The sequence below is a fragment of the Acidovorax sp. BL-A-41-H1 genome, assembly GCF_051942715.1.
The window spans coordinates 1-17,557 of record NZ_JBPVJQ010000002.1 but is presented as its reverse complement, the minus strand read 5'-3'; the positions used below and the strand labels follow the sequence as shown (position 1 = coordinate 17,557).

General features: G+C 59.6%; 16 protein-coding genes, 1 tRNA gene and 1 pseudogene. 3 read left to right on the top strand and 15 right to left on the bottom strand.

The window, feature by feature from the left end; genetic code table 11:
- Positions 1-34: 34 nt before the first annotated feature.
- The 12 genes and pseudogenes from ACTPOI_RS00655 to ACTPOI_RS00600 all read right to left on the bottom strand — a co-directional run bounded on the left by ACTPOI_RS00655 (position 35) and on the right by ACTPOI_RS00600 (position 12,136).
- Entirely contained in the window at positions 35-736 is a 702-nt protein-coding gene (locus tag ACTPOI_RS00655; protein ID WP_116747968.1) for an ABC transporter ATP-binding protein, read from the bottom strand.
- Positions 733-1,509 carry an ABC transporter ATP-binding protein gene (locus tag ACTPOI_RS00650; protein WP_440105510.1) on the bottom strand — a complete coding sequence of 259 codons (777 nt, stop codon included), beginning with the start codon at positions 1,507-1,509 and terminating at the stop codon, positions 733-735. Before ACTPOI_RS00650 ends, ACTPOI_RS00655 begins: the two co-directional genes overlap by 4 nt.
- A complete protein-coding gene (locus tag ACTPOI_RS00645) occupies positions 1,506-2,516 on the bottom strand; it encodes a branched-chain amino acid ABC transporter permease (protein ID WP_440105508.1) in 1,011 nt (336 codons plus the stop codon). Before ACTPOI_RS00645 ends, ACTPOI_RS00650 begins: the two co-directional genes overlap by 4 nt.
- 5 nt (positions 2,517-2,521) lie before the next feature.
- Positions 2,522-3,382 (bottom strand): branched-chain amino acid ABC transporter permease, encoded by an 861-nt coding sequence (locus ACTPOI_RS00640; RefSeq protein ID WP_440105506.1) that lies wholly within the window; start codon positions 3,380-3,382, stop codon positions 2,522-2,524.
- A gap of 119 nt (positions 3,383-3,501) precedes the next feature.
- Positions 3,502-4,707 carry an ABC transporter substrate-binding protein gene (locus ACTPOI_RS00635; RefSeq protein ID WP_440105504.1) on the bottom strand — a complete coding sequence of 402 codons (1,206 nt, stop codon included), beginning with the start codon at positions 4,705-4,707 and terminating at the stop codon, positions 3,502-3,504.
- 202 nt (positions 4,708-4,909) lie between these two features.
- Positions 4,910-5,668, bottom strand: a complete 759-nt coding sequence (locus tag ACTPOI_RS00630; protein ID WP_440105502.1) for a response regulator transcription factor — start codon at positions 5,666-5,668, stop codon at positions 4,910-4,912.
- A gap of 38 nt (positions 5,669-5,706) precedes the next feature.
- Positions 5,707-7,719 carry an ATP-binding protein gene (locus ACTPOI_RS00625; protein ID WP_440105500.1) on the bottom strand — a complete coding sequence of 671 codons (2,013 nt, stop codon included), beginning with the start codon at positions 7,717-7,719 and terminating at the stop codon, positions 5,707-5,709.
- Between the two features lie 161 nt (positions 7,720-7,880).
- Positions 7,881-8,256, bottom strand: a pseudogene (locus ACTPOI_RS00620) (GNAT family N-acetyltransferase); the annotation flags it as partial.
- A 62-nt stretch (positions 8,257-8,318) separates the two neighbouring features.
- Entirely contained in the window at positions 8,319-8,729 is a 411-nt protein-coding gene (locus tag ACTPOI_RS00615) for a GNAT family N-acetyltransferase (protein ID WP_440105498.1), read from the bottom strand.
- Entirely contained in the window at positions 8,726-9,613 is an 888-nt protein-coding gene (locus tag ACTPOI_RS00610; RefSeq protein WP_440105496.1) for an SDR family NAD(P)-dependent oxidoreductase, read from the bottom strand. Before ACTPOI_RS00610 ends, ACTPOI_RS00615 begins: the two co-directional genes overlap by 4 nt.
- Positions 9,614-9,649: 36 nt before the next feature.
- On the bottom strand, positions 9,650-10,522 hold the full coding sequence (locus ACTPOI_RS00605; RefSeq protein ID WP_440105494.1) for a helix-turn-helix domain-containing protein: 873 nt from the start codon (positions 10,520-10,522) through the stop codon (positions 9,650-9,652).
- Between the two features lie 684 nt (positions 10,523-11,206).
- A complete protein-coding gene (locus tag ACTPOI_RS00600; protein WP_440105492.1) occupies positions 11,207-12,136 on the bottom strand; it encodes a hypothetical protein in 930 nt (309 codons plus the stop codon).
- Positions 12,137-12,294: 158 nt separating this feature from the next.
- On the opposite strand from ACTPOI_RS00600, the gene ACTPOI_RS00595 reads away from it, so the two are divergent.
- The 3 genes from ACTPOI_RS00595 to ACTPOI_RS00585 all read left to right on the top strand — a co-directional run bounded on the left by ACTPOI_RS00595 (position 12,295) and on the right by ACTPOI_RS00585 (position 15,900).
- Complete coding sequence (locus ACTPOI_RS00595; protein WP_440105491.1) at positions 12,295-13,191, top strand: hypothetical protein; 897 nt, start codon at positions 12,295-12,297, stop codon at positions 13,189-13,191.
- 104 nt (positions 13,192-13,295) lie between these two features.
- Positions 13,296-14,624: a hypothetical protein gene (locus ACTPOI_RS00590; RefSeq protein ID WP_440105489.1), complete on the top strand. Its 1,329-nt coding sequence runs from the start codon at positions 13,296-13,298 to the stop codon at positions 14,622-14,624.
- Between the two features lie 214 nt (positions 14,625-14,838).
- Entirely contained in the window at positions 14,839-15,900 is a 1,062-nt protein-coding gene (locus ACTPOI_RS00585) for a tyrosine-type recombinase/integrase (RefSeq protein WP_440105487.1), read from the top strand.
- Between the two features lie 27 nt (positions 15,901-15,927).
- Here the strand turns inward: ACTPOI_RS00585 and ACTPOI_RS00580 are convergent.
- From ACTPOI_RS00580 to ybgF, 3 genes are all read right to left on the bottom strand, one after another.
- Positions 15,928-16,003, bottom strand: a tRNA-Lys gene (locus ACTPOI_RS00580).
- Positions 16,004-16,051: 48 nt separating this feature from the next.
- A complete protein-coding gene (locus ACTPOI_RS00575; RefSeq protein ID WP_440105485.1) occupies positions 16,052-16,876 on the bottom strand; it encodes a tRNA threonylcarbamoyladenosine dehydratase in 825 nt (274 codons plus the stop codon).
- A partial coding sequence (gene ybgF / locus ACTPOI_RS00570; RefSeq protein WP_440105483.1) for a tol-pal system protein YbgF occupies positions 16,876-17,557 on the bottom strand: 682 nt, incomplete at its 5' end. The genes ybgF and ACTPOI_RS00575, both read right to left, overlap by 1 nt.

Below are 17,557 nucleotides of genomic sequence, written 5' to 3'. Positions count from 1 at the left end.
GCCCTTTGGAATGCAGTGTGGGATGGGCCAGAGCTCAGGCCAGTCCCACGCCGAGGTAGCGGTCCTTGACCTCTTCGTCCGCCAGGAAGCTTGCGTTGTCAGCGGTGTAGACGATGCGCCCCTGCTCCAGGATGCAATGCCGGTCCGCCAGCTGGGTGCAGACCTCCAGGTTCTGCTCGACCAGCAAAATCGCCACGCCCGCAGCCTTGATGGTCTTGAGCTGGGCCACGATTTCTTCCACGATCACGGGAGCCAGCCCCTCCACGGGCTCGTCCAACATGAGCAGCTTGGGGTCGTTCATCAGCGCGCGGCCGATGGCCAGCATCTGCTGCTCGCCGCCCGACAGCTGCCCGCCGCCGTTGCGCCTGCGCTCCTTGAGCCGGGGGAAGATGCGATACACATCGTCCAGTTGCCAGGGGGAGCGCTTGCGCAGGCCCAGCATCAGGTTCTCTTCCACGGTCAGCAGCTTGAAGATGCCCCGGTGCTCTGGCACCAGACACACCCCCTGCCGGGCGATCACATGCGAAGCCTGACCCTGCAGCGGTTTGCTGGCAAATGCCACACGGCCCTGCGTGGGAGCGACCACCCCGGCAATGCTCTTGAGTGTGGTGGTCTTGCCTGCGCCGTTGCGCCCCAGCAGGGTGACCAGTTCGCCGTTACCCACCGTGAAACACACACCCTGAAGCACATGGCTTTTGCCGTAGTGGGCATGCAGGTTGTCAACTTCGAGAATCATGCCTTGCCCCCTGTGATCATGTTGCCCAAGTACGCAGTCCTCACCCTTTCGTCGCTGCGTACGTCGTGTGGCATGCCTTCGGCCAGCACGCGCCCCATCTGCATCACCGTCACGGTGTCCGAGATATCCATCACGATGTTCATGTTGTGCTCGATCAAGACCACCGTGTGTTCGTCGCGCAGGCTCTTGATCAATCGCTTCATGTCATCCAGGTCATCGATGCCCATGCCAGAAGTGGGCTCATCCAGGAAGATGGCCTTGGGCCGTGCAGCCAAGGCCATGCCAACTTCCAATCGACGCTGCTGACCGTGCGAAAGATTGCCAGCGGGAGTGTCTGCGAGGTTCTCCAGTCCCACCTTGGAAAGAACAGCCTCAACCACCTGCGATTGAGCACGCGCCCCGACCGGCTCATGCCACGGATTTAGGGCGCGTGCAGGCTGTACGCCTTGTGCACCAAGGCGCAGGTTCTCACGCACCGGCAAGCTCAAAAAAAGGCTGGTCACCTGAAATGAACGCGCAATGCCTCGCTGCACCCGCCGATGGTCTGGCTCATGCGTGACATCCTGTCCATCAAAAAGAATCCGGCCCCCACTGACTGTCTTGGTGCCGGTAAGCATGTGGAACAACGTGGTCTTGCCAGCACCGTTAGGGCCAATCACCGAATGCACGGTATTCGCACGCACCTGGAGACTTACACCGCCCAGTGCTGCAAACTTGCCATAGTGCTTTTCGACATCAATGGCTTCCAACAAGATCGGGGTCTTTGGGCTCATGCCTGTTCTCCTTTCGCAGCTACCGCAGTTGCCGATGGCGTCACCACCGTGTCAGCCGACTGCTTGCGATGACCTTGCAGCCGATTCCAGACCGTTTCACCCAAGCCCCACAGCCCACGCTGCATCCAGAGGCTCACGGCCATCAATGCAATGCCCAGTAGCAAGAGCCAACGCGGCCATAATTGAGACAGCCAGTCGGCCAGCAGCAGGTAGAACGCAGACCCCAGCAGCGAAGCAAACAGGTTGCCCGTCCCGCCAATAACGGTCATCACCAGGATCATTTCACTGGTGTGGTACTCCGCGTTGGACAGCGGAGCCAGGCCGGTCATCATGGCGTGCAGTGCCCCCGCGAGACCGGTGACAGCACCCGAGATCACAAACGCCTGCAGCTTGAGCAGCCTGAGGTTGTAGCCAATGGCAGCCGCACGCTCTTCGTTGTCTCGCACTGCCAGCAAGGTTCGCCCGAATGTCGAGCGTGACACCTTGAGCAGCAGCCAGAACACCACCAGAAAAATCAGCGAAACAAAACCATAGAACTGCCAAGGCGACGCCAACGTCCACAGGTCAAAGCCCAGGATGGACAAATTGGGACGAGGGATATCCATCAACCCGTTGTCCCCCCCCGTCAAGCCGGTAGCCGTATAGGCAATGAAATAGAACATCTGCGCAAAGGCCAAGGTCAGCATCACAAAGTAGGTGCCACGCTGGCGAATGGCCACCCAGCCCACCACGGCCGCCCCGAGCGCTCCCATGACTGTGGCGAGCAGCAGCGCAAGCGGCATGGGAACAGGCCAGCGGGTCAGCATCAAGGCAACGGTGTAGCTGCCCAAACCAAAGAAGATGCCCTGCCCGAACGAGAGCAAGCCAGTGAAACCGAGCAACAGATTGCAGCCCATGGCCGCCAGCGCAAAGATGAGCACCTCGCTGGCCAACGAACCCGACTGCATCAGCAAGGGCATGGCAGCCACCACCACCGCAGCAAAAATGAAATGTGTGTACTTTTTCATGGGGTTCACTCCTTGCGGCCCAGCAGGCCGTGGGGACGCAACAGCAGCACCGCCGCCATGGCCACGTAGATCATCAAGCGCGCCCCTTCTGGCCACAGGGTGCTCATGACGCTTTGCACGATCCCGATCATCAAACCGCCCAGCAGCGCACCACTGAAGCTGCCCATGCCACCCACCACCACAACAACAAAGGCCACGGCCAGGGCTTCGACGCCCATGAAAGGCTCGGCCCCGCGGATCGGCGACGCCAGCACACCGGCCAGTGCAGCCGTGGCCGCGCCCAGGCCAAACACCAGGCTGAAGATACGCAGCACATTGATACCCAGCAGCGAAACCATTTCAGTCGATTCACTGCCCGCCCGCACCGCACTGCCCAGCCGCGTGCCTTCCAGCACCCACCACAGCAATACGGCCAGCACGGCCGTGAAACCAATCACAAACAGGCGGTACTTGGGGTAGATGAAACTGCCCCACATCACCACCCCTTGCAGCGCGTCGGGCACCGCCACGCTGTCGCCCAGCGGGCCCCATTGCAGGATCACCAGTTCCTGCACCGCAAGCGCCAGGCCCACGGTCACCAGGATGTGAAACTCGTGGTCCGTGGCATACACGTGGCGCAGGATGAGCTTCTCGGTGGCCCAGCCAATGGCGCCCACCACCAGCGGCACCACCACCAGGGCCAGCCAGAAGCTCATGCCCCAACGGGTCATCTGGTAGCAGAAATACGCCCCGATCAGGTAGAACGCGCCATGCGCGAAGTTCACGAATCGCAGCAAGCCAAAAACAATGGACAGGCCCACCGCCAACAGGAAGTACAGCATGCCAATGCCGATCCCGTTGATGACCTGCAGAAGGTAGATATTCATAAAGTGCTCGGTCGAACGACCGCCAGCCGCACCCTGTCGGTGCCGCTGGGGTCTTCAAAACAATGGGCATCCACAGCGCTCGCACCGGGCTGTGCCCAGCCCGAAGGACGCCGTAAGGGTCAGGCGCGTTTGCAGCCCGTCTGGTCGATGGGCAGGAACGACTTGCCCGAACTGAGCACATCCACGTAGTCGTCCTTGTTTTTCATCTTGGACTTGGCCTTGCCCTTGAGCAGGTAGTAGTTCTTGAGCACCTGGTGGTCCGCCTTGCGCACTTCTTCTTCGCCGGTCAGCCCTTGGTACTTGTGGCCTTCCAGCGCGGCGATCACGGCCTTCTGCTCCACCGATCCGGCCTTGACGATGCCATCGATCAGCAGCTTGGTGCAGATGTAGGATCCCGCCAGGCTGTAGTTGGGGTTCATCTTGAGCTTGTCATTCGTGCGCTTGACGAGGTCGCGGTTGAGTTCGGACTCCACCGTGTGCCAGTATTGGGCGCCGAAGTAGATGCCATCGCACAGGTCAGCGCCCAGCGACTCGAACTGCTCCAACCCCGAAGCCCAGGCCACCAGGATCGTCATGTTCTTGTGCATGCCAAAGCTCACGGCCTGGCGCAGGGTGTCGGCGCACTGCGCACCAAAGTTCAACAGCAGCAGCACATCGGGTTTGGCGGCCAGCGCGTTGGTGATGTAGCCACTGAACTCTTTTTCGGTCAGCGAGTGGTAGCTGTTGCCAACGTGTTCGATGCCCTTTTCCTTGAAGATGTTCTTGGCCGCCGACAGCAGGCCGTCGCCAAACACGTACTGCGGCGTGATGGTGTACCAGCGCTTGGCCTTGGGCATGGAATCGATCAGCGGACGTACTGTCTGCTCGATGGCGCCGAACGTAGGTACGGACCAGCGGAAGGTCGCGGCATTGCAGTCCGATCCTGTGATTTCATCGGCACCTGCCGTGGTCACGAACAGGCCGCCGGCCTTCTCGGCTTCTTTGCCCATGGCCAAAGCCTCGCCCGACAAGATACCACCCGCGAAGAAGCGGGCGCCCTGCTGCTGCGCAGCCTCCTGCACTTTGCGCACGGCGGTGGCAGGCTTGCCCTCGGTGTCCAGCAGCGTATAAGCCAGCGGGCGGTTGAGCGCCTTGCCATATTGCTCGATGGCCAGTCGCATGCCCATGTCGGCGAACTTCCCGTTGGCGGCAAAAGGACCGGACATAGGCACCGGACAGCCAAACTGAATGGCGCCTGAGGCCTGCGCAAAAGCATGGCGGGTCAAGCTCATGGACGCAGAAAGTGCACTCAGTGCCGAGACTTGCAGGAGATGACGACGTTGCATGGAGGGCTCCGATGTATAGAAGTGGGAGATCAAGAGATGCCACCTACATGGTGTGTTGGAAACCCCCTTCCTGGTCTTTCCAAATCTTTCATTTGGATTCATGCAAGCCAAGGGTTAACCCGCCACGCCCATCCTGCGGGCGCAGCTGCGCTGGGAGCACACCTCGCCCGGGTGGCACCCCGATGAACAGGGAGCGGGAGGATCAGTGCAGCCGCTGGGCGTCCTGTGCCAACTGCGCCGTGGCGGTGAAGGCGTAGCCAATCTGGTGCAGTGTCTTGACAGGCAAGGGCTCGGCAAACGCCTCGGCCGCCTTCTTACGCAGCCGTGTCAGCAGCAAGTTGAGCCGCTCGGCGCCGTTCTGGGCGCGTGCACCAAACAAATGCGTGCTCAGGTCACGCTTGGACACGGGCTGACAATCAGCGCGCATGAGCTGCTGCAGGAACATGAACTCGTGGGTGGTTAACTGCAGACACTTGCCCTGCGGTGAAGACAGCACCCAGTCCTTCATCGCAAGCACCCAGCATGCAGGCTGTGCCGCAGATACGGCCACCGCGCCCAGCGATCCAGGGGAGTCTGCAGCGGCCCGAGGGGCCAGACGACTCGCCGTAGCATCGATATTGGCGGCCAACTCCAACAGGTTGACCGGCTTGACTAGGTAACGGTCTGCCCCCGCGCGCATGCCCGCAAGCCTGTCATCGAGAGAATCCCGGGCGCTAAGGATGATCACACCGACCTCGGGTCGGGACTTGAGAAGCGATGCCACGCTGAGCCCATCCTCGCCAGGCAGGCCCAAGTCCAAGAGGACAACATCAACAGGCTGAACAGTGAAACCCTTGTAAAAAGCTTCGGCACTGCACGCCCCCCAAACGCTGTAGCCCGAATCGAGCAAAAACTCTTCGATGCTGTGCAGTTGGTCGGAGTCATCCTCCACGATGGCGATGCTGGGCTTAGATTGGGTCATGTTGCAAATACCTCCGGCGCCCGACCGGAATGCAACATTCAGGCCACCGGTGTCACTGTCAACGGAATGTCGATTACGAAACGCATGCCCTTGGGCCGGAGTACCTGTAGTTGGACCGCTCCACCGTGCAAATCAACGATGCGTTTTACCAAAGCCAGTCCCAATCCGGCACCGGGTTTGCCCTCTGCCGTGCGTCCACGGCGGTACTTCTCAAACACCAGTTTCTGTTCTTCTGGCGGAATGCCGGGCCCCTCGTCCTCAATGACAAAACGGCACTGAGCCCCCTCCTGGTGCACGCCAAAGGACACCGTGGTACCTACTTCGGAATACTTGAATGCATTCGACAGCACATTCATGAGCATCACGCGCAGCAGCACTGGATCGCCATTCAATGAAGGCAACCCAGGCTCCACCGCAAGATGCAGCGAATGCTCGACGGACAGTTGCCCGCCGTTTTCAGCTACCCACAAGCACAACTCCCCTGCATCGACGGGTGATGGCTCTACTGCAAAGTTGTGGCTATCGATGCGGTCCTGGGTCAGGCAGTTGTCAAAGAAGTAGCTCAATCGCGCCGAGCCCCGCAGGATGCGCCGGGCCAGCGCCTGCTGTGCTGGTACGTCTTTGGATCGCAAAGACAACAACTGCCCAGCCGCATTGATCACGGCCAAGGGAGACCGAACCTCATGCGACAACATCGCAATGAAGTGGCGCTGATCGGTCAGCGTCTGCTCAATGGAGGCCACAGCGTTTTCCAACTCCTGCGTGCGCTGCGCCACCATCTGCTCCAGATCCTCAGCGTGCTCCTTCAGGTGCCCTGCCATGTAGCCCATGGAATCAGCCAGGGACCGTAACTCGCGGATCGGGCTTGATTTCGGTGCTTGGGCATTCCAGTCGGCCTGGGTCAACCTGACCGCCCAATCACTGAGTACCTGCAAGGGCCTCACCAACCGGCTGGCCACAAACACCGAAAACATCACCGAAGCCAACAGGACTGCTACCGTGGTGTAAATCGTGTTGCGCAACACCCCGCGCAAAGGCGTATTGAAGCGACTCTCAGGCAGGATGATCGCCATGGTTAGCACGGGACCGCGATCCAGGGCGTGCGTCCACCAACGCGCCAGGTGGCGCACGCCGTCAACCTCCATGAACCGGTTGCCTTCTCGTTGTCCGCTGTGCAGGATGTGCCCCCCTAACGCACGCATCACTGGGTCACGGCTTTGGTCGATGCGCACCCGCTGCCCTTCGACCAAAGCAGACACACCCGCAGACGGATCGTGCGAGGACATTGCCAGCAGTTCACCCGACGCCTCGGCCAGAAAGGCCCTGCCCCCCGACTCTGAGGCCAGCGCGGCCAGAAAGTCGTTGAGCTGGGACAGCGCCACATCGGCGGTGACCACCCCGATCAGCTGACCATCGCGCGAGCGGACGGGTGCGGAAATCCCCATACCAATGGCGGCATACGCACCTTGCGCATCGTTGATCATGTAACGATAGGGTGCGTACCACGCGACCCCATCATTGGCTATCGCAGACTGGTACCACGGACGGCTGCGTGCATCAAAGCTCACCTCACTACGAGAAATCAGCGTCGGCTGGCGACTTATGGCGTCGATGCGCAGAACCTCCATCGCCCGGCCGTCGCTGATCCGTGCGCGCAGCATGCGCAATGCACGGTCCTCTCCAAGTGGGGGGCGGCTACCGGCGTAGTACTGGCCATCGGGCATGCCCATGGATATGAAAGTCAGTTGGGGCTGCTGGTCGATCTGCAGCATGAACTGGCGCATCAGCACGTCGGGTTGCTGAACCATCAGGTATCCCGCGCGCACCTGCTCGACATTGAAAGCCACTACGCGCTGCGGCACGTCAAAGAAGGAGACTACCTTTTCGCGAACCCTGCCTGAGACCTCGTCAGCCAACTGCAGCGCGAACTCTTCCATGGCACCAGTAGCAGAGCGATAAAACAAACTGCTGCTGGCAAGTACTATGGGCAGCAAGACCGCCAGTAGCGCAAGTGTCAGAAAAGTGCGCAGGGCAAGACGGCGGACAAACATTGGGCGATCGAGGGTGTGTAAGCGCTGCGACCTCAGAGACATCTGTTCGCGCAGTTGGACGCATTGCGTCAAATTCAATCACATGTACACAATCTGGCGCATTAGACCTTTGTTTGTTGCCCATATGCGACCAAATCCTACGGTTCGACTAACAGTTGTCAATCTGCCGCCAGATCAGCACCTGCGGGCAATCTGGGAAGCCGGCTGACCAGTGCCCGCATCAGTGCGGTCCCGAGTCCTTGGTTCAAGTCAGCGGGGTTTGCGAGCGATTGGTCAATGCCTCGCACACCGGGATCAGTCTCTCCTTCCCACCAACCATCTTCACTACCGATTGCGATGTAGGACTACGCGTAGCCGAGCGGTTCTGCGCCGATCATCACGATGTATGGGGTGACTACTTCAACGGCGAGCACACTAGAGCGGTAGTGTTGCAGGACTTCCTCAAGACTCGGAAATATATCCTCTCCGCCCCACCATTCGACACCATGTGGCCGGTTGAGCCACTCGTGAAGCATCTCCAAAATCGGCCTCGTTCATCAGGCGGAGCGTAACTTCAGCAACCACGCCTTGCTGTGCAAGGATGTTCTTCTATGTCGCATTCATTGTTGGCGAGAGTAGAAGAAAACATCGGCCATTCGTGGCATACCCACCTTTTCGTAGAAGGCAACCGCGTCTGGCATGGAGGCCAGCACCAGCGTCACGCAGGGGCCGAGTTCGGCATGAACCGCTTGTAGGAGCTGCCGCCCCACGCCCTTGCCCTGCGCACTTCGTGATATCGCCAGTTCGGCCAAGTAGGCCACCCAGGCCCCGTCGCTCAGGCAGCGTGCCACACCCAACAAGTTCCCGTCGCGCGCACGGGCAGATACGACGAGACTCGCACCGGCCAGCATCTGCCGCAATCGCGGTCCGTCGTCGATCGGCCGCGTCGCCCCCAGCCCCGACTCAAGCAATATGCGCCGGAACGCCTCCAGGGGCAAATCTGGTTCGCGCGCGCAGACGACGGCAGTCATTGCGCCTCCAGTTCGAAAGGCGGCACCAAACGGCCATCGATGTCAGTGAAGCCATAAACCCGTACCAGGTCGCCCACGCGAAGCACTTGGCCGCTTCGCTCCAGCACCCGGGGATCGCCGGCCAGGGCCACAACCGCACGCCCGAGGTAGCGGGGCGATTCTGTGGGGGTGAGCGCCGGTCGCTCGCGCCAATGGGCCTCGTCGGTCTGGTGACCGGCCAGGACGAACTCGGTGCGCATCCAGCCCGGGGACACTGCCACCGAGGCCACCCCATGTGGCCTCAGCTCCTGCGCTATGCCAAAGGCCAACCGCGTCATCGCGGCCTTGGCGAGGTCGTAGAACAGATTGCCCTGCATGTAGCGGTCGCGGTCCCAGAACGTCGTGGTGACGATCAGTCCCCGGCCCTGACGCACGAGCATCGGTGCGGCCAGCCTGCTGGAGAGGAGGTGATTGCGAACGCCACGATCAAACATCGCATCCCAGTGCACCATCGGGCGTTCCCAGAAGGGCGCCTGAAACACGCCATCGAAGGACTCGTGTCCGCCCCAGGCGTTGTTGACGAGGAGATCCAGGCGACCCTGTTCGCGATGCACACGTTCGAAGAGTGCCTCGACCTGCACCTCATCCGTGTGATCGCAGGCGACCGCAATGCCCCGGCCGCCCGCACGTGTCACCTCTTCGGCTGTCTCGTCGATGCTGCCCGGCACCCGCTCCAGGTTCGACAGCAATGAGATCTGTTCGTAACCCGGTGCCGCTTGCTCGCGCCGGCTGCGTCCGGTCACGTACACGGTGGCGCCGGCCGCGCCCAGTTCTGTCGCGCAGCCGCGACCAGCGCCACGGCTGGCGCCCGTCACAACGGCAATGCAATTGGTGAGGCTGTTCATGTGCATGGTGGAGGTGGATTCTGGTGAACCGCGACTTTAGGTAGTGTTGCGGTTCGATGTATTGGAAGAATCCGAAACGGCGCGTTGCAGAAGCTGCTTCGGCGTCAGGCCGCACAGGGCGCGGAACTCGTTGATCAGGTGTGACTGGTCGTAGTACCCAGCGCGCAGGGCAACCTCGGACCATTGATGCGTCTCGGCCTTCCGCAACAAGCGCAGCGTTCCGTGAAGGCGTTGCAGGCGGCGCCAGACACTGGGCGCTAAACCGATGTGCGAGGCGAACAGCTGCTGTACGCGCCGTTCGCTGAGATTCAACTCTGCGGCCAGTTCCCGCACAGAGACATCGCCCACCTTGGGGCCAAGGCGTCTCGCTGCGTCCTCCAACAAGTGGCGCGAGGAGTCTGGGGGGCGCTGGATTGCCTGTAGCGTCTGCAGGACGTACTGAACGCGCGTGGCGTCGTCGGTTGCGGCCAGCAGTTGCTCGGGTACGTCACGATGCGCCTTGGTGACGATGTCGTCCCATTGCACGGTGAGACCCGCCAATTCGTTGGCCGGAACGCCGAACAGACCCAGTGTTGCCCCGGGGTTCAGCGTGATCGAGAGCCCGTGCATATGGCCACTCATCGTTAACAAGACCGGGTTGGCCCGTGCCCCAGCAACGTGGATGGATGCCGCCCCGTCGTGCAGCACGATGAGCAGACGGGAGGCCCCGTCGGGCAGCACTCGCTCAACGACCTCTCGATCAGGGGCGAACCGCTCCTCGTAGGCCATGACATGGGCCACCACTGATTGCAGGGCGGCCGGCACGGAAAACTCAGTCAACGTGCTCGCAGGGACGGTGGTCCCAGGCGCGCACACCGGGTCTTCTGGCAGTCGGATGAATAGACGTTCAGACATCTGCAGCTCGGTCACCACACAAAGTATGGCGGACTAGGCGGCTGCCGGATTCGTTGACTTCGGGCTAAGCCGCCTGAACACCTGCTGGCGGCCGGTTGCGGCAGTCTAGCCGCAGCATCGATACACGCAAGACGTCGAAATTGAACACCAGGATCCGAACGTCTGGGAAGTGGCGCAGTTCGCAGGATCAAGACGCTAGCTCAGCCGATTGCGACCAGCCTGAAGCGCTCTCTGCGCGGGTAGGTCGAAAACACCAACCCGTTTAAGCCGGGATGGCCAGAGCGGCATTGGCTGCCGCGACCGAATGACCATACGGTCAATCACAATGCATACACTGCAAGACCAAGTTGCAACGCTAAAAATGCTGGCAATGATCTGGCAACGGCAGCAAAAACAAAAAACCCCGCTACATTTCTTGTAGCGAGGTTTTTATATTTCACGGTATCTTGGTGGTAGGACGTACTGGATTCGAACCAGTGACCAACGGATTAAAAGGGGCCTAAAAACCCTTATTTTTCAACAACTTAGCTCGCCTTCGCTTGCCGAACACCGCGATCGCGCACCAACATTGTCACGCTACTGGCGACGATCCAGGTCAGCAATCGACCACGGGTAACCAGCCAGCAAGGATAGATGATAAAAACATACTCTCAACGCTAGATTTCAGTGGATGGCGCAGGTGGCCTAGTAGGGGAGAATTTAGGTCGTACCTGCTGCATCTGGCCCGTGTGTCGGCTGATTACCTTTGGGAAGTAACTCGGAGAATCGAACTGCAGCCAGAAGCAGGCGAGGGATCATCGCTCGCAACTCCGTGTTGTATCGCTCCCACGTCGGCTTCGATGTGTGCACTGGGTGCCAAGGGCCTCGCGCCAGCATGTCAACCGTGGTGATTCCATAGTCCGGCTCTGGAATAACTGAGAACGGTATGGCCGTGGCGAATATAGCCATCGACAGAGTGAAGTGAGAGGAGACAGACGGCGTCCCTAAAACAAGGCCGTCCTTTGGCTCAATCCAATCCTCTCGCGCATCGACGAATGCTTGCAGAAAAGTCGGATGCGTTGATAGAGACATTTTTTGTTTCATCTCTCCAACGATCTCATTGTCTGCGCCAAGCCAGCTAATTGCGCGCGCGTCAAAGTACTCTTTTAGCCATTTTTCATTCTTCTCCTTCGAGATGTACTTGTGCCAGAACTTGTTCGCCGCCTCCGCTGTCGTGGCCGTTTGGAATTCAGCTCGAAACGCGGGGTCCACCAAAACGCGCTGCCAGACAAGGGAAGTCTCGTATAGGAGGCGAAGCTGCATTCGCGCATTTCCATCAAGACCAGCGGCGCAAAGCACACGAACAGCAGAAAGATTCCGGATCTGCTTTACCGCGAGTCGGTGGAAGAGCATTGCAGCCTGCCCAGATGGAGGAACGCCGCTCAGAAAGTAGTAAGTGCAATAGCGGAGTAGACCAAGGTACTCGTCTACAAAGACATATAGCGCCCCCAACTCCGTTTCTAATGGAGACGTGCCTAGTTCCTCCGCAACAGACTCCGACAGAAGCTCTGGCAATGGCTCAAAGCCAGCATGCTTCCAATGTAGACGAATATTATTGCGAGCGTGCTGCGCTGAGAGCAATGTGACCATATCGTTCGTGCATGTTTGTTTCTGGAACTTAGGGAAGTGTTGCCCCCCTCAATCCTAAGGACCAACTCTGACTCCGTAAAACGTCAGATGACGGCTTTACGGGGCTGCTATGAAGTACATACCGAGATCAGATTGAGAAATTTCCAGCGATCATTCCGATGATGCAGCTTGTTGTTGACATCACCTCTGCCGCTCGGCTCATCCAAGCTATGGCCCCCGACTGGCTTTGGCTCCTCAAATACATCGAATCAGAGGATGGCTACGTACGCTTTCCCCCCGCAGTCTCCCAGTGGATCAAAAACCTCAACATAGGCAACTATCCGGGACTATACGAAGATGAACGCGCAATCGGCGCCGTCTTACTTAAGGCCTTTTTGTCAATCGAGCAGATCGAAGAGCTCAACGCCGAGTTGGAGCTCTGTTCCTCCGATGAACGCGGGCAGTTATTGCTTGAGTACATCAGCAACCTTGGTGACGGAATAGACGCCATCGAGCTACCCAAGACGCCGGCCGCACAAAAGCGTGCCGATGCACAGTTCTTGGCAATGTCCGACGAAGAACGACAACATGCCGTCGAATTTACGCAGCGCTTTGTCATGGGCATGCTCGCAGGCTTCTATCAGTCGCTGTCCATCATGGTGCATGGAGAAAAGCTCACCGCCCTGGTGGCACAAGCCAAGGCGGGGAACGACAAGGCGTTTGCGAAGGCCGTCCAGATCGACAAGCGCATCCTGCACGCCCTGCCCTATTTCAATGATCGTTTTGCAGCGGCAAATTCGGAAGGCCAACGCGAATTTGTCGAACTTGTCACAGCACACATGTCTAGGCCTCCCTACAAGGGAAAGATTCGGCATAAAGCTTTGTATTTAGCCTTTTCCCTGTTGGATCAGGTTGGCGTGCTAGACAGAATGAAACACAGTGAACTGTTGGATCTCTGCACCCAGGCTGGACTCGATTCCCATGCCAACCGCATCGATGATGTGAAGAACATGTCCAAGCGACTGGCGGAATATCGCGCCTTCCAACGTCGAGGATTCGACTTGTCCACCCCCTGAAAACCTTTTTCACGGCGTCGCCTGAGAGGCTCGTCGTGTATTCAATCCATAACCGTTCCAGGAAGCCAAAGTGGCATGCCTGGCGCGGTTAAAGGATTGAATCCATGTCGAAGCGAAACTCTGGTGGCGAGGCCACGAAGCACCCACAAACCCAAAACCAGGCCGCGTCGGATTCGATGGGGGCGCGCGGAGCGCGCACCGGCGAATCCGATGCGGAAGGTATTGCAGGTGCGGCGCCTAGTAACACAGCACCTGATAACAGCAAATTCCACTACCAACCCTTGCGATGGGGCGTGGATAGTTTGTATCTCTCTTACCCCGGCGTTCTCTCGCCGGATCGCGTTTCTCAACTGCGCCACCTCAAATCCATAGCCCAAGGACCAGACCATGAAGCGGCGAAAGCCCAATTGCAGTTGGGCTCCCATGTCTTCGAGGTCAAAGACAAAAGCTCAGGCTTGTTCGCTTTCACCCTGGTAGACGGCTCGTACATGATCCGCCTGGGCGCTGGCAAGTCCAAGCAGTTGCCCATGGCCTACGTCCAGGTCTCCAGCCAACTCTTGAGCCACAAGGGGCCGATGGAGATTGAATCGGAGTTGCGGGACCTCCTGCGTCAACTCGGGGAAGTTCACGCTCCGAAGGTCAGCCGGGTCGATCTGTTTCTCGATTTCGCGTGCGATCTAAGCATGGAAGGATGGAGCCGGGAAGCCTGGGTCACTCGGGCTTGTGCAGTCAATCAGTACGCGGAAGACAAGACGTTCACCGGCTGGACCATCGGGGCCGGTGGCGCTCTCATGGCCCGGCTGTATCACAAGCTCCTAGAGTGCAAGAAAAGCGGGAAGGAATACCTGCTCGACCTCTGGGCGCGAGCCGGATGGGATCAAGAGATGCCCGTCTGGCGCTTGGAATTCCAGTTCAAGCGTGAAGTCTTGGTGCAACTGGACTTGGACACCCTGGGCTCTGTGATGGAAAACCGTGCAGGCCTGTGGAGCTATGCCACCACGGATTGGCTGCGTCTGTGCCTCCCCACAGAAGCGGACAACACCCGCAGCCGCTGGCCGATCCACCCCCTGTGGATGGCTGTGTCGTCGGTAGACTGGGGCGCGCAAGGCGGCCCGTTGCTACGCAGCTACCAGGCGCTGCGGGCCCCTTCCCTCGCATGGCTCGGTGCTCGCACTCTCTCCGCCTATGCCTCCATCGGGGCGATCACAGGGATCACAGACTTCGATGCCGCGGCCCTTGAGGCTAAGAAGCACGCATACGACGTCCTAGGCAAGCAGAACGGCGGCGGCCTGAGTGGGGTTGGTGATGAGCAGTTCTTTCGCGAGAAAGTCGAGGCCCTCACACGCCTCTACAACACGCGCATGAATCCAGCGTTGCCGCCTGCGCCTGAGCCCTACCAGCGCAACGAATACGAACGCCAGTCACGAGGCTGACCATGGAAGAAACCGGCCTGCCCTTGCCTGCGGCCCGCTGCCTATCCAAAGAACAAGCCGCAGCCTATCTCGGTATTGGCGTCACGCTCCTGGCGCAAATGGACGTGCCTAGTTTGCATTTTGGACGGCGTTGTGTGTACGACAGGGTTGACCTCGATGCCTGGCTCGAAGACCATAAGGGCGAGCGAAGGCGGGCCGGAAAGGAGAAACAGATATGGCCCGTAATGAAGGTGTCTACAAGCGGCCAGACTCCGGCCACTGGTGGATCAATGCAACGCTCCCCAACGGCAAGCGCATACGCCAAAGCTCTGGGACTGCCGACCGAGCCGACGCGGAAGCGTACTTAGCCAAACTCAAGCTGGATGCGTACAGGGAAACCCACTTTGGGATCAAACCGGAACGCACCTGGCAAGAGGCTGTGATTCGGTACCTTGAACTCAAAAGGACGCTGAAGAGTTTTTCGGATGTGCAACGGATTTGCCGCCAACTCGACCGCTACCTGGGCGATGCTTCACTCAGACAGATCAATGGTGATCTGATCTGGAGCATCGTGCAGGGCGAGCTCAAGAAGGGCAACAAACCCGCCACGGTGAACCGCTATCTCGCCACGGTCCGCAGCCTTCTTCGAATGGCCCGCGACGAATGGCAGTGGATCGACACCATGCCGAAAATCCGTCTGCTGCCTGGCGAGGTCGAGCGGGATCGGTGGTTGACGCGGGAGGAAGCGGATCGGTTGATTCGTGCATGCCCGCCTCATCTGGCGGCCCTGGTGCGGTTTGCCCTGGCTACGGGGTGCCGAGCGTCCGAGATTAAAGGCCTAGAGTGGAATCGTGTGGATCTGAGCCGGGGCACTGCTTGGCTCAATCACACGAAGAACGGCACGCCACGGGGAGTGCCCTTGAATGAAGATGCGATAGAAGTCTTGGAAGAACTGCTGGGCCAACACCCGCGCTTTTGCTTCACCTACCAGGGCAAGGCGATTACGTGGGAGTTGACGAACTCAGCGTGGCATGCGGCGCTGGCGGCTGCTGACATTCAGGATTTCCGGTTCCATGACCTGCGGCACACGTGGGCCTCATGGCATCGGCAAGCGGGAACGTCTTGCGATGAGCTCAAGGACTTGGGCGGCTGGAAATCTCGGGTGATGGTGGACCGTTATGCGAAGTACGCCACGGAACATCTGGCGGTTGCAGCCAGTCGGATTCAGCGTATGCGGGATGAGAACGTGGTGAACCTTGTCACGTTTTCGTCACGGCCCAAAGAGAAAAGGGCCTAGCCTCTTCGGCTAAGCCCTTGATATCTCTGGTAGGACGTACAAGATTCGAACTTGTGACCAACGGATTAAAAGTCCGCTGCTCTACCAACTGAGCTAACGTCCCGACCGATTGCATCAATCCAAAACTATCAGACTGCTGCAAAGCCTTGAATTATAGCGTCTTTTTTGCGCCCAACCTGGAAGCTGTCGCAAGTTTGTCAAGCACCCACCCAGCAGCGCACTGCCCAAAGGTGGCCGTGACCGCGACCACCGAGCCATAGCCATGGCAGTTCAAAGTGCCGTCGCCCTGGATGTTGCAGGACGCATCGGGAGGAGCCACAGCTTCACGGCTGAACACGCAGGTCACACCGATCTTCTTGCCCTCGCGCGGTGCGCGGTGGTGCTTGCGCATCTGGTAGCGCAACTGCGCCAACAGAGGGTCATGGGTCGTGTAGGCCAGGTCATCCACATCGACCTTGTGGGCCTGGCGCTTGCCACCGGCAGCGCCGACAGCAATGTGCAGAACACCTGCAGATTGCGCCCATGCTGCGATAGCCACCTTGGCCCGCACCTGGTCACAGGCATCGATGACCGCATCAACTGGGGTCGTCAACAACCCAGGCCAGTTGCCAGGCTCCACAAACTCCTCAATGCAATGAATGGTGCACGCCGGATGGATCTGGGCAATACGGTCCCGCATCGCCAGCACCTTGGCCTGGCCCACCGTATCTGTCAGCGCATGAATCTGGCGGTTGATATTGGACTCGGCGACATGGTCCAGATCGACCAGGGTGATCTGGGCCACGCCGCTGCGCGCCAGCGCCTCTGCGGCCCAGGACCCCACCCCGCCAATGCCGATGACGGCAACATGAGCGCGGCGGATTCTCGCCACGCCTTCCACGCCATACAACCGCGCCAACCCACCAAACCGGCGCTCCAGTGAAGCCTCAGACTCTTGCGGCAAAGGCAACCCCGGCGAAACGATCTCGCCCGGCATTACTTCAAGCGGGACAGACGCTCTTTGGCAGCGACAGCCGCCTCAGATTGTGGGTAGGCGCGAACCAGATCTTCCAGCGTCTTGCGTGCGGTGCGCGTGTCCTTGAGTTCGATCTGGCAGTTGGCAATCGACAAAGCGGCCTCCGGAGCCCGGGCATGGCCGGGCGCGTCCGCCAGCATTTGCTTGAAGTTACCGATGGCCTCCTTGTACTCCCGCGTGGCGTACTGGGCATTGCCAAGCCAGAAGCGCGCTGATGGCACAAAACCGCTGCGCGGATACTGGCGCACAAATCCCGCGAATGCCGTGCTGGCCTCGGGGAATTTGCCGGATCGGAAGACCGCAAGTGCGGCCTCGAAATCCCGTTTTTCTGCAGGATCCGCCTGAAACTCCTTGCCATCCACCGCCACCTTGACGGGCTCGAACTGGCGAAGCCGCTCATCCACCCCTTGAGCGATGTCCTTCTGGCGCCGCTGAAGGTCGCCCACATCGCGCAGCAGTTGCTCGTTTTGGCCATTGAGCTTGGCCTGCTCAGCCCGCAGGGTCTCTATTTGTGTCTGCAGATCCAGAAGGCTGCGGCGCAGCTGGGCATTTTCTTCACCCAGCTTGCGCAGTTCCTCGGCAGAGCGCTGGCTGGACATTTGCAGACCATCAACACGATGGCCCATTCCCAGGATGGCCCGG

Excerpts from the sequence above, each read along its gene's own strand:
- ACTPOI_RS00655 (WP_116747968.1), bottom strand. The coding sequence starts at position 736 with ATGATTCTCGAAGTTGACAACCTGCATGCCCACTACGGCAAAAGCCAT.
- ACTPOI_RS00640 (WP_440105506.1), bottom strand. The coding sequence starts at position 3,382 with ATGAATATCTACCTTCTGCAGGTCATCAACGGGATCGGCATTGGCATG.
- ACTPOI_RS00610 (WP_440105496.1), bottom strand. The coding sequence starts at position 9,613 with ATGAACAGCCTCACCAATTGCATTGCCGTTGTGACGGGCGCCAGCCGT.
- ACTPOI_RS00595 (WP_440105491.1), top strand. The coding sequence starts at position 12,295 with ATGATGCAGCTTGTTGTTGACATCACCTCTGCCGCTCGGCTCATCCAA.
- ACTPOI_RS00585 (WP_440105487.1), top strand. The coding sequence starts at position 14,839 with ATGGCCCGTAATGAAGGTGTCTACAAGCGGCCAGACTCCGGCCACTGG.
- ACTPOI_RS00635 (WP_440105504.1), bottom strand. The coding sequence starts at position 4,707 with ATGCAACGTCGTCATCTCCTGCAAGTCTCGGCACTGAGTGCACTTTCT.
- ACTPOI_RS00575 (WP_440105485.1), bottom strand. The coding sequence starts at position 16,876 with ATGCCGGGCGAGATCGTTTCGCCGGGGTTGCCTTTGCCGCAAGAGTCT.
- ACTPOI_RS00625 (WP_440105500.1), bottom strand. The coding sequence starts at position 7,719 with ATGTTTGTCCGCCGTCTTGCCCTGCGCACTTTTCTGACACTTGCGCTA.
- ACTPOI_RS00590 (WP_440105489.1), top strand. The coding sequence starts at position 13,296 with ATGTCGAAGCGAAACTCTGGTGGCGAGGCCACGAAGCACCCACAAACC.
- ACTPOI_RS00645 (WP_440105508.1), bottom strand. The coding sequence starts at position 2,516 with ATGAAAAAGTACACACATTTCATTTTTGCTGCGGTGGTGGTGGCTGCC.
- ACTPOI_RS00600 (WP_440105492.1), bottom strand. The coding sequence starts at position 12,136 with ATGGTCACATTGCTCTCAGCGCAGCACGCTCGCAATAATATTCGTCTA.
- ACTPOI_RS00615 (WP_440105498.1), bottom strand. The coding sequence starts at position 8,729 with ATGACTGCCGTCGTCTGCGCGCGCGAACCAGATTTGCCCCTGGAGGCG.
- ACTPOI_RS00650 (WP_440105510.1), bottom strand. The coding sequence starts at position 1,509 with ATGAGCCCAAAGACCCCGATCTTGTTGGAAGCCATTGATGTCGAAAAG.
- ACTPOI_RS00630 (WP_440105502.1), bottom strand. The coding sequence starts at position 5,668 with ATGACCCAATCTAAGCCCAGCATCGCCATCGTGGAGGATGACTCCGAC.